Origin of the sequence: Pseudomonas sp. SED1, from assembly GCF_034044025.1 — a bacterium.
Classification (GTDB): domain Bacteria; phylum Pseudomonadota; class Gammaproteobacteria; order Pseudomonadales; family Pseudomonadaceae; genus Aquipseudomonas.
Genome location: NZ_JAXCIS010000186.1, coordinates 1 through 11,269, shown reverse-complemented (window position 1 = coordinate 11,269; position 11,269 = coordinate 1). Strand labels below are relative to the sequence as shown.

Annotated in this window: 10 protein-coding genes; 6 read left to right on the top strand and 4 right to left on the bottom strand. The window is 59.6% G+C overall.

The window, feature by feature from the left end; translation table 11 throughout:
- Positions 1–43 precede the first annotated feature (43 nt).
- Complete coding sequence (locus SNL23_RS24030; protein WP_318303802.1) at positions 44–1,174, bottom strand: catalase family protein; 1,131 nt, start codon at positions 1,172–1,174, stop codon at positions 44–46.
- Between the two features lie 31 nt (positions 1,175–1,205).
- Entirely contained in the window at positions 1,206–3,017 is a 1,812-nt protein-coding gene (locus SNL23_RS24025; protein WP_318303801.1) for a di-heme-cytochrome C peroxidase, read from the bottom strand.
- Between the two features lie 246 nt (positions 3,018–3,263).
- Between SNL23_RS24025 and SNL23_RS24020 the strand changes: the two genes are divergently transcribed.
- The 5 genes from SNL23_RS24020 (at position 3,264) to SNL23_RS24000 (ending at position 6,121) form a co-directional block, all read left to right on the top strand.
- Entirely contained in the window at positions 3,264–4,031 is a 768-nt protein-coding gene (locus tag SNL23_RS24020; protein WP_318303799.1) for an FKBP-type peptidyl-prolyl cis-trans isomerase, read from the top strand.
- Between the two features lie 444 nt (positions 4,032–4,475).
- Positions 4,476–4,931 carry a YkvA family protein gene (locus tag SNL23_RS24015; RefSeq protein WP_076015295.1) on the top strand — a complete coding sequence of 152 codons (456 nt, stop codon included), beginning with the start codon at positions 4,476–4,478 and terminating at the stop codon, positions 4,929–4,931.
- Between the two features lie 97 nt (positions 4,932–5,028).
- The gene (locus SNL23_RS24010) at positions 5,029–5,367 is read left to right on the top strand and encodes a helix-turn-helix domain-containing protein (protein ID WP_076015296.1); all 339 of its coding nucleotides are present in this window, start codon (positions 5,029–5,031) and stop codon (positions 5,365–5,367) included.
- Positions 5,364–5,735, top strand: a complete 372-nt coding sequence (locus SNL23_RS24005; protein ID WP_010166435.1) for a hypothetical protein — start codon at positions 5,364–5,366, stop codon at positions 5,733–5,735. Before SNL23_RS24010 ends, SNL23_RS24005 begins: the two co-directional genes overlap by 4 nt.
- Positions 5,735–6,121, top strand: coding sequence for a tetratricopeptide repeat protein (locus SNL23_RS24000; RefSeq protein WP_076015297.1), 387 nt, complete (start codon positions 5,735–5,737; stop codon positions 6,119–6,121). Before SNL23_RS24005 ends, SNL23_RS24000 begins: the two co-directional genes overlap by 1 nt.
- A gap of 1 nt (position 6,122) precedes the next feature.
- On the opposite strand, the gene SNL23_RS23995 is transcribed toward SNL23_RS24000, so the two are convergent.
- Both SNL23_RS23995 and SNL23_RS23990 read right to left on the bottom strand, forming a co-directional pair.
- Positions 6,123–7,901, bottom strand: a complete 1,779-nt coding sequence (locus tag SNL23_RS23995; RefSeq protein ID WP_318303797.1) for a bifunctional diguanylate cyclase/phosphodiesterase — start codon at positions 7,899–7,901, stop codon at positions 6,123–6,125.
- A gap of 112 nt (positions 7,902–8,013) precedes the next feature.
- Positions 8,014–10,095 (bottom strand): carboxy terminal-processing peptidase, encoded by a 2,082-nt coding sequence (locus tag SNL23_RS23990; protein ID WP_173860379.1) that lies wholly within the window; start codon positions 10,093–10,095, stop codon positions 8,014–8,016.
- A 138-nt stretch (positions 10,096–10,233) separates the two neighbouring features.
- Between SNL23_RS23990 and SNL23_RS23985 the strand changes: the two genes are divergently transcribed.
- Entirely contained in the window at positions 10,234–11,196 is a 963-nt protein-coding gene (locus tag SNL23_RS23985; protein WP_318303796.1) for a zinc-binding dehydrogenase, read from the top strand.
- Positions 11,197–11,269: the final 73 nt, after the last annotated feature.

The following is an 11,269-nucleotide window of genomic DNA, read 5'->3' as shown; positions in this document are numbered from 1 at the left end:
CAGCCCTGACCGCAGCAACGGATATGTACCCAACACCGCAGAGCTACAAATTCCGGCTATGCCGATAATCACTGACCGCCTCATACACCGCCTTACGCAACCGATTAATCCCCCCAATCGGCCGATGCGCCTCCACTCCAAACCACGGATTAAACGACTGATTATCACAAGCCAGATTCAACGCTGGCGTATCAAAATCCTGCGCCGGGATCACCACCTTGGCCACCGTCTCAAACGGCGCATCACTCTCTTTCCATTCAATGCTGGTGTCCTCGATCGGCATGAACTTCTGCGGATTCTGCCGCTGAATCTGCAACACAAAACACGCCGCCACCCGGTCCGTCGACAGTTGCTGATTCAACGCACTGCGCAAAAAGTTCGGCAGATCCTGATTCTGTTTAGGCAGCACATACGCAGGACACCCCTGGGGATCCGGCGCCACCCGAAACTTCGCATTCGCCGCCCCAAACTTATACGGCGACACCGAGAAATAAGTCGTCTGCGTAGGACTCACCGGCGGCGGCGCCAACGTCGCCAGCGCGATAAACAAATGCCGCACCTGCCAACTGCGCGGATCCACCCCGGGGAAGAACGCCAGGACCTTCTTGCCATCCGCCTGAGCCGAAACGTTCTGCGCATACTCCGCCACATCACTGACAAAAAAGTTCGGATGGCTGAACATCACAAAGTCCTGCTCACCCCGCGCTTGCTGATCCGCGAGCAGTTGCTTGCCTGGCACATCCAGCAATTTGATCGCCATGCCCCGGGCATCCCGGATGCTGTCGAACTGCGGATACGCATTGCCGTTGGACAAACGCATCATCGCCTGCCAAGTCTTGCCGGGCTCCGCGAACACCCCCTGGCGCAATGCCGGGTCGAGGTCCGGCAGTACGCTGACCTCGGCTTTCACACAGCCATGGGCCTTGGCATGCGCATCCCGCAGGTAACGCGTGCCTTCGCGATGTTGGTCGACGATGCGCACCGCGGTCTGGATGATGCCCTGGGTCATGGCGGCTTCACCCGGTGGAATCTGTTCATCCGGCGACACCGGGCCGCTGTGTTGCCAGGCGAACCACAGGGTGGACAGCAACCAGCCCAGCAGGCCCAGGCCCACCAGCCACAACAGGGTCTTGCCAAGAAACGCGCCGAGGCGCAGCCAAAGTCGAGCGAGCATTTAAAAATCCTTTTCTGCGAAGTCGGTTGGGTCAGGGCAGTTGCAGTTCCAGCGGGCCACCCAGCACTTTCAAATATTCCAGCAGCGCCCAGCGTTCCTGAGGCAGCAAGCCTCGGCCGATTACCCCGTTGCCACGCTGCCCGGCACGGAATTCGTGGCCGCTGTTGTGGTTGCCGGTGATGCGCGTATCGAACAGGAACGCGTTGGGGAACGCCGCGGTTTGATAGCCCAGGTGGCGGGGGTCGTATTCGAAGGTGCCTTTATAGAAGGTCGGGCTGCGCTCGTCCTGAGGCGAGAGCAGTTGATAGATCGTCGGCACCGAACCGTTGTGCAGGAACGGCGGTGTCGCCCATACCCCGGCCAGTGGCCTTGCCTTGTAGGCACGCAATTCGCGCACGCCGATGGGCAGGCCGAAGCCGTCCAGGCGCGGACGTTCGGCAGGTGTCACGCCGGCGGCACGGTAGGCGTGGTCTTCGACAAAGGCGGTGATGTACGCCAGGCCTTTGGCTGAAGAAATGCTGCGCAGGTCCAGCGGCTCGGTGGGGGTGGGGTGCAGTTCGACGTTCATTTTCGCCAACTCCGCCGGGTCCCATTGCAGGGCGCTGAGGTCGAAGCGGTGGTCAGCGATATTGTTGGCGGTAGTCGGGTCGGTGCCGATGACTTCCACCGGGAGCATTTTCAACTGGCGCACCGGGCGGCCATCGACTTGGGAAACTGTCGGTACGTGGCAGCCGGCGCAGTTTTCGGTGAACAACGCGCGGCCTTGGGCGGCCAACGGTTTGTCGATGGCGCCGAACAGGTCTTCAGGCCAGGTGGGTGGCTTGAGCCGTTGCAGGGTTTCTTCGATGGTATTCAGGTCCCGCACCCGCACGCTGGAGGCGTAGCGCGCATCGCCCTGGAGCGGCTGACCGGCGCTGTCGAAGAAGTCCAGGGTGGCGCCGACGCCCAGGGCTTCGCCGATATTGCGGGCCATGGGTTGCTGGGCCGAGCCGTTCCATTGCACCCAGTCGAAGGTCCAGATGTCCCACAGTTGCGGATAGTCCACCGGTGCATTGGCGATGCGGTAGTTGTCGGGGGAAATGGCGTCGCCGAAGCTGGCGTTGGCGATACGGCCAAAGGCATCGGTGCGGCCCGGGCCTTCTTCGGTGGGGTAGAGGCCGCGGTGGGTGTCGTTCCAGGCGACTTTCAGAAAGTTGTTCAGGGACTTCTTGAAGTCCTGGCGCAGTTGCGCGGCGTTCTGGTCGTTGTAGTCGTGGCCCAGCACGGTGTGGGCAAAACGCTCGAATTTCCACGGGTTGTAGTAGGTCGAGGCCAAACTGGCGACCATTGCCTGGCCGAAGCTGCCGCCGCGCAGGGTCGGTACGCTGGACGGCAACACATGTTGCGCCGGGCCGCCGTCGACCCGCAGGCCCTGGCCTTTGAAGTTCAACTGGCCGGTGTGGCAGGCGGCGCACGTGATGTCGAGGAACTCATCATTGCTGCCAGGGTTTTTATGCCGGGCGAAACCCACCGGCAGGTTGCCGGGGTTTTGCGCGGTGGGCACCTGCTTGGGGTCTACCAGGAAACCGAAGCGCGCCAGGTATTCGGGTGTGGCGAAACGCTGTTCGGAGAACGGCAGTTCCAGCGCGGTGAACCAGTCATAGCGCAGGCCCTTGACCTGGGTGCCCTGGGGCGTGAAGTAATACGTCTGGCGATCTGCGGCGCTCCATTGATCCTGGTAATGCACCTGTTGCACCGGCACGTAAACCGGCAGCTTCGGGTTGACCACGTAATAGAGCACCGCCGCCAGGATCAGGCCCAGCAGTATGAAAATCATCAGCAAAACACGGGAAAAAATGCGCAAGATAACTATCCTTGTCGAGTTCTAGCGTTCTTATGCCATCAGGCCAGCAGTGCGGCAAGTGGCCATGAGCTTGGTTCCAGCGCTCCAGCTGTCCGTTGCAGGGTCGTGGATTGAATGAAAATGCTTTTAAACACGTGAACTTATCAGAAATTTCCTGCTCACATGCCGGTAGCCATTGGTCGTGGCCGCCTGATAAGCTCGCGACTTTACTCGAATGCCCTTTTGGCACACGAACAAGGAAATAGCATGAAACAGCATCGGTTGGCGGCGGCGGTGGCCCTGGTTAGCCTGGTACTTGCGGGTTGTGATTCGCAAACCAGCGTAGAGCTGAAAACCCCGGCGCAAAAAGCTTCCTACGGTATCGGCCTGAACATGGGCAAAAGCCTTGCTCAAGAAGGCATGGATGACCTGGACTCCAAAGCCGTAGCCCAAGGCATCGAAGATGCCGTCGGCAAGAAAGAACAGAAGCTGAAAGACGACGAGCTGGTCGAAGCCTTCGCCGCACTGCAAAAACGTGCTGAAGAGCGTATGGCCAAGATGAGCGAAGAGTCGGCAACCGCCGGCAAGAAATTCCTCGAAGAGAACGCCAAGAAAGACGGCGTTGTCACCACTGCTTCCGGTCTGCAATACAAGATCGTGAAGAAAGCTGACGGTGCTCAACCCAAGCCTACCGACGTAGTGACTGTTCACTACACCGGCAAGCTCACCAACGGCACCACCTTTGACAGCTCCGTGGATCGCGGTAGCCCGATTGACCTGCCGGTCAGCGGCGTGATTCCAGGTTGGGTCGAAGGCCTGCAACTGATGCACGTTGGCGAGAAGGTCGAGTTGTACATCCCGTCCGACCTGGCCTACGGTGCCCAGAGCCCGAGCCCGGCGATTCCAGCCAACTCCGTGCTGGTATTCGACCTGGAACTGCTGGCCATCAAGGACCCGTCCAAGGCTGAAGCACCTGACGCACCGGCTGCACCGGCTGCACCGGCTGCACCGGCTGCACCGGCTGCCAAGAAGTAATCAGCGCCTGAACACACAACGCCCCGTCTCGACGGGGCGTTGTTGTTTCTGGCCTGTGCGATCGTTCCCGCGCTCTGCGTGAGAATGCATCCCGTGACGCTCTGCGTCATCATTGCGCATTGCTCAAGCCTTGCGCTAACAGTAAGCGCGGAGCGCCACAGGCGGCATTCCCATGCAGAGCGTGAGAACGATCAGTTGGATCCAGGGCAAATTCAACCGAACCCACGCGGTCTAGAGCAGTCTGATAAAAGACCTGAGTACGGGTAGACGCAGATTATCTCCAAGTCAATGAATTCTTGGGTTTTTTTTATGTGCGCAAAAAACGCCCGATCTGACTGTAGGCCTTGTATTACGTGGCTTTCAGCCTGGAAAATAGGCTCTGTTCACAAGGTTATCCACAATTTGTGTGGATAACCTTTTCTGTCGCCTGGAACTGGAGTGACGATGAAAGCACCGTTTAATTTCACCCGTTTCCTGCCCATGGCCGCCCGCCTGCTTGGCCGAGGGCGCTTGCCTACATTGCTGTTCGCCGTTGCCGCCAAAGGCTCGAGCCAGGGCAACCGCTTGGGCAAGCTCAAGGACGACCTCAAACTGCTCCAGGCCTTGTGCCTGGCCTACTGGCGCGGCGAGTACCGGGCCATCAGCCCCAAGGCGCTGATTTCGGTGGTGGCGGGGCTGATGTACTTCCTCAGCCCGATTGACGCGATCCCGGACTTTATCCCGGTGTTCGGCATGCTCGACGACATCGCCGTGCTGGCGTGGGTCATGAAGACCCTGAACGGTGAACTGAGCGCTTTTCGCGCCTGGCGCGAGCGTCAGGTCCCGGAGAAGCTCGCGGTGGTTGAGCGCCTGCCAGCGACGCCTCTGTTGCTTGAGCAGGAACACCTGAAAAAAAACTGAAGCTTGCGAATATCCCCCTGCGCTCTTTGTGGCTGTTAGGATTACACTCCTAAGGAAAGTACTTACGAAGTAAGTGTTGTGATCCTACGGGGCATTCATGGATATTCAGATAATTAGAAAGGATGGCGAACCCGAATATGCGGTTCTGCCATGGGCTCAGTATCAGGCGCTGTTAAAAGCCGCCGGGCAGCAACAGCCAACACCTCCTGCTTCGACCCTTAGCCAAACCGCTGCCGAACCCGATCTACGCCCCCTGGAGCAGCTGCGAAGCCTGCGCGAGGCCAAGGGCCTGGCCATCGAGGTTCTGGCGCGCACAGTGGGCATCAGCCCGTCTTACCTGGGCTTGATCGAAAGTGGTGAACGCCAGCCGGACGCAGCCATCCGCCGCAGCCTGGCCTGGGAACTGGGCGTCGCAGGTTGGAGGGACGAAACGTGAGCGTACGCATCAGCCGTCAGCATTGGGATGGGTTAATCAACGAACTTGATCAGGCGCGCCGACAGCGCCATCTCTTGACCTACCGCGCATTGCTGGAGCGTCTGCAATTTCCCACGCCGGCCATGCAGACTCTGACGGCCGCGCTGGAACACCTGGCGGCGCTGGATGCCAAGGCCGACCAACCGCTGCGCAGTTCCCTGGTGATTAGCCAGGGCGCCAGCCGTCTGCCACGTACCGGTTTCTTTGAATGTGTGGAGCGTCTTGGACGCTTCTGCGGGCCGTCCGATGGCGTGGCCGCAGCGTCGTGGCACGCATCGGAGGTGGTGCGGGTGTTTGAGTACGATTATCCCGAGTCAGCGGAGGCTTAGTGTTTTGGAAGCTTAAGGCGTATGTCAGTTATTGGCTGGCGCGCAAATTGTTTCATTGGTCCTGGTTCATGCGGCAGCCGCGTTGCTGGCAATGGCTTGAAGGTCAGTTCGCACGCATGGCCAATCTGGGCGACGTAGGGGCACAGAGTTTCTACGGACATATCCTTACGTTTCGCGGCAAGGGCCTCGGCGCCCGTGAAGAGGGCGTGCGGCTGTTGCGGCTGGCGGCCCAGGCCGGAGATGGCAAGGCTGCGTACCAGATTGGGGTGTTGAGCCTCGCGGGCAGCCTTGGCAAGGCGCCGGATCCGCTGGAAGCGGCACGCTGGTGGAAAATCGCCGCCCGGGCCGGGCACCCGCTGGCGCAGATTCGCCTGGAACAACTCTGACCTAGAGCGGCTCCGGTTCTGCCTGGCCCAGCTGCAGACTGTCGATCACATGAATGCTGTAGCCCGCCACGTTCTTCGCGTGGTGCTTGGCTTGCGAGGCCAGTTCTGCCAATCGGCTGGCATCGAGTTGTCCACAGGCCTGTGGATACAAATGCACCACGCCGATGGACAGCGACAGCAACGCAAACTCCTGGCGCACACCTTGGCGGTTCAGTGCAACGAAACAGCCCGCGTCCAGATGCTCGCTGCGATAGAAGCGCCGGCATTGAGTGTGGAAGTCGTCCAGCAGCTGGTTAAGCCGCTTGCGCCAATCCTGCGGCCCCAACACCAGCAAAAAATCATCACCGCCGATATGCCCGACAAAGTCGCGGCTGGGGTCTACCCGGTCGTTCAGGCATTGCGCCAGGCACAGCAGCACTTCATCGCCGCGGCCATAGCCGTAGATATCGTTGAATGGCTTGAAACTGTCGATATCCACGTAGCAGATCACTGACTCACGCTGTTGCTGCAACAACCGCGTCAGGCACTGCTGGATCGGTACGTTGCCCGGCAGCAAGGTCAGCGGGTTGGCGTAGCGCGCCTGCTGGATTTTCAGCTCGGTAATCAGCTTGAGCACGTCGATCACCCGGCCCAGCCCCAGGTAATCACCGTTGAGGGTGATGATGAAATCTTCCTCGATGCGCTGGCGTGCGCGGCTGGTGAGCAGGCGGCTGACTTGCTGCAAGGACTGGCTCAGCTCCACGGCGAGGAAGTCATCACTCATCAAACGGCTGATGGGCTTGCGGGCGAACAGGTCGGTAGCAAACGGCTTGAGCAGGGCGTCCGACAACGAGTGCCGGTGCACGATGCCGATTGGATGGCCACGCTCATCCAGCACCGCCAGGGAGTTGAGGTTGGCCTGGCGCCGGAAGGCTTCCAGCACCTGCGCCGTGGCGGTGTGCTGGCCCACCGCCGGTTGTTCGTTGAGCAGGGCGCTGAGGTCGCTGCCTTCGTCATTCAGCGCGACGTTGGCGTTGTCGGGCTTTGGCAGCATCAGCCGAGCTTCCTGCGGTGGTTGTTCCTGGGGGCGACAGAGCAGGTAGCCCTGCACCAGGTCGACGCCCATCTCGGTGAGCACCGCCAACTCTTCCGGCAATTCGATGCCTTCGGCGATGACCTGGGCCCGGGAGGCCTTGGCGATTTGCAGGATCGAGCCGACAAATTCGCGCTTGAGGGCGTCCTGGTGGATGCCGTCGATAAAATGCCGGTCGATCTTCACGTAGTCCGGGCGCAATTCCGACCATAGACGCAGGCTGGAATAGCCGGCGCCCAGGTCATCCAGGGCAATCGAAAAGCCCATGGCGCGGTAATGATGCAGCGCGGTTTGCAGTAGCTGGAAATCATCGGTCGGGGTTTGCTCGGTCAGTTCGATCACCACCTGGCTGGGCGGGATGCCGAAGTCGCTGAGCAGTTGCAGGGTGCGACCGGGCTGGTGCGCGGTTTCCAGCAGGGATTCGGGCGAGACGTTAAGGAACAGCTTGCCCGGCAGCTTCTGGTCGCTGAATCGTCGGCAGGCACTTTCCCGGCAGACCATCTCCAGCTCGCTGAGGCGCCCGGCATGGCGGGCAACGGAGAACAGCGCGATAGGCGAGTGCAGCGGGCTGTTGGACGGGCCACGGCTGAGGGCCTCGTAACCGACCACGCGTCGCTCGGACAGAGAAATGATCGGTTGGAACAGGCTGTGCAAACTGCCTTGAGCCAGGATTGAGCCCAATGCATTCAGCTGTTCGGTCATGGTCATGATTTTCTCGGGTCGAAAAAAAAGGACCTGCTTGGGCAGGTCCTTCATTTCACGACAGAATGATGTCTATTTGATGACACTCCGGGGAGCGTTCACATTAAATTGCCATCATTTACTGCTTGGCCACCGTCTTACTGATTTTCAAGTAATCCAGCAGGATCCGCCCGGTCTCGCTCAGGTAGGCATCATCTTCCGGCTTGGTTTTATCAGGCTCGGCGGCGATCGCGTCTTCGTCTTCTTTCTTCAGTTCCTTGAGTGGAGCTTCGCCTTTGGCCTTGCGGCGGGCGTTCTCCAGCACCAGTTGCTGATTCTCGATGTCGGTGTGCTGCGCACGACGATCGGCTTCGTTCAGGCTGACGGTTTTCTCTTCCATCAACTTCTTGGCCAGGGCCAGTTTGTCGCGGATGAAGATGAACTCGGCATCCTTGGCGGAGCGGGTATCGTGATCAGTTTTCAACTGCGCGACGTACGGTTTGAACGGGTCCACCGCCGGCTTGATCGCAGGACGGATGGTGTCCCACGGCATGGCCTCGGGCAGGGCGCTCTCGCCGATTTCCTTGGTGTCGATGATCGACGGGAAATCGATATCCGGCAGTACGCCCTGATGCTGGGTGCTCTGCCCGGAAACCCGGTAGAACTTGGCCAGGGTCAGTTTCAGCTCGCCATGGTTCAGCGGCTGGATGGTCTGCACGGTGCCTTTGCCGAAGGTTTGGCCGCCGATAATCAGCGCCCGGTGGTAGTCCTGCATCGCGCCGGCGAAAATCTCCGAAGCCGATGCCGAGAGGCGGTTGACCAGCAAGGCCATCGGCCCTTTGTAGAAGGCCCCCGGGTTCTCGTCTTCCAGCACGTCTACACGGCCGTCAGCGTTGCGCACCAGTACGGTCGGACCCTTGTCGATAAACAGACTGGTCAGCTCGGTGGCTTCCTGCAGGGAGCCGCCGCCGTTGTTGCGCAGGTCGATGACCACGCCGTCGACTTTTTCCTTCTGCAGTTCTGTCAGGATTTTCTTAACGTCGCGAGTGGTGCTCTTGTAATCCGGATCACCGGCGCGGAACGCTTTGAAGTCCAGGTAGAACGCCGGGATCACAACCACGCCCAGCTTGTAGTCCTTGCCATCCTGCTTGAGGTTGAGGACTTGCTTTTGGACGGCCTGGTCTTCGAGCTTCACCGCTTCACGGGTGATGGACACGATCTTGCTGGTCTGGTCGTTCGGCGCGTTGGTGTGCGGAATCACTTCCAGGCGCACCACGCTGCCTTTCGGACCACGGATCAGCTTGACCACTTCATCGAGACGCCAGCCGACCACGTCGACCATCTCTTTGTCGGCCTGGGCCACACCGATGATCTTGTCGGCCGGAGCAACCTGCTTGGTCTTGTCGGCAGGACCTGCCGGCACCAGACGCACGATTTTCACCTGGTCGTTATCGCTTTGCAGGACGGCACCGATGCCTTCCAGCGACAGACTCATGTTGATATCGAAATTTTCCGCGTTATCTGGTGACAGATAATTGGTGTGCGGGTCGTAGGACATTGCGAAGGTGTTGATGTAGGCCTGGAAGATATCTTCGGCACGGGTCTGATCCAGACGTGCCAGCTGATTCTTGTAGCGCTTGGTCAACAGTTCCTGAATGGCCTTCGGCTCTTTGCCGGCGATCTTCAAGCGCAGGACTTCATCCTTGACGCGTTTGCGCCACAGGTCGTCCAGTTCGGCTTCGGTGGTCAGCCAAGGAGCGTCCTTGCGGTCAACCAGCAAGGTCTCTTTCTTGGTGAAGTCGAGCTTGTCGACGCCCTTGTTCAGCTCACCAATGGCGAAGTCCAGACGCGCTTTGACGCGGTCCAGGTAACGCTTGTAGATGGTGAAGCCGGGCTGCAAATCACCGCTCTTGAGGAAGTCGTCGAACTGCGTCTTCCACTTGTCGAACTCGGTGATGTCGCTGGCCAGGAAATAGCTGCGCGAGGGATCCAACAGCTTGAGGTAGCTGTCGTAAATGATCACCGAGCGAGCGTCGTCCAGCGGCGGCTTGCTGTAATGATGGCGCTTGAGCAACTCAACGACGTTAAGGCTGGCAATCACCTCATCGCGATCAGGCTGAAGATTGTCCCAGCTGTTGGCTGCGAACGTATTGCTCGATAGCGGCAGAAGGCCGATACCAATAAAAAGAGCGAGGGCGGTGCTGGGGAACAAATGCTTCATGCTGATTCGACGCGGGGGCAATTGATAACGCATATTAGGCCGTCTTTGAAGTCGCCGGTTCCATATGGGCCGGTCGCATAATGCAAAAAGCCCGGCGCTACAGCAACGGGCTCAGTCCAGACTCACTATGGAGGCACTGTGAAAGCATTGCAAGGCGTTGAAGGTCATGTGGAGTGGCAAGATGAGCCGAGTCCTACATGTGATGTAGGCCAAGTTCGCATTCGTGTGGCGGCTGCGGGCCTGAATCGGGCCGATTTATTACAGCGGTCAGGGCTCTATCCACCGCCTCCAGGAGCCAGTCAGGTGCTGGGCCTGGAGTGTTCCGGGGTGATCAGCGAAGTCGGTGCTGGTTCGTCGTGGCAAGTGGGTGATCGCGTTTGCGCCTTGTTGGCTGGCGGCGGGATGGCTGAAGAAGTGGTGGTGGATGCGCGTCATGTGCTGCCGGTGCCTGAGGGCGTGTCGCTGGTGGAAGCTGCCGGGTTGCCCGAGGTGTACAGCACTGCGTGGCTGAATCTGTTCCAGCTGGCGGGCCTCAAGCCTGGTGAGAAGGTGCTGTTGCATGCTGGTGCCAGTGGCGTGGGGTCGGCGGCGATTCAGTTGTGCAAGGCGTTTGGTAGCCCGTGCTGGGTCAGTGTGGGGTCGGCGGATCGCTTGGCGTACTGTGAAGCGCTGGGGGCTCAGGGGGGTGTGGTACGTACTGACGGCATCGAGGGGCTGAGTGATTTTGGACCGTTCGATGTGATTCTTGACCCGGTGGGCGGGAACTATGCTGCGTTGAATCTCAAGCTCGCGGCGCGTGATGGGCGCTGGGTGTTGATTGGCTTGATGGGCGGCCGTGAGGCGCAGATCGATTTTGCGCAGGTGTTGGCCAAGCGTGTGCAGGTGTTGGGGTCGACGTTGCGTAGCCGGGATGATCAGTTCAAGGCTGACCTGTTCAGTGACTTGAGCCAGCATGTATGGCCGTTGTTTGCCGAGGGTCGTTTGAGTCCGCAATTGGCCAAGACGTTTGCGATCAAGGATGCCGAGGCTGCGTTTGCGGAACTGGCGACTAATCAGATTTCCGGGAAGCTGGTGTTGGTGATTGACGAGAGTCTGACCTGATTTCAGATGCATCATTTGTGTTGGGGGGGAGTTGGGCTGGGTGTATATCCGTTATTTAGGTAACGACGGCCTA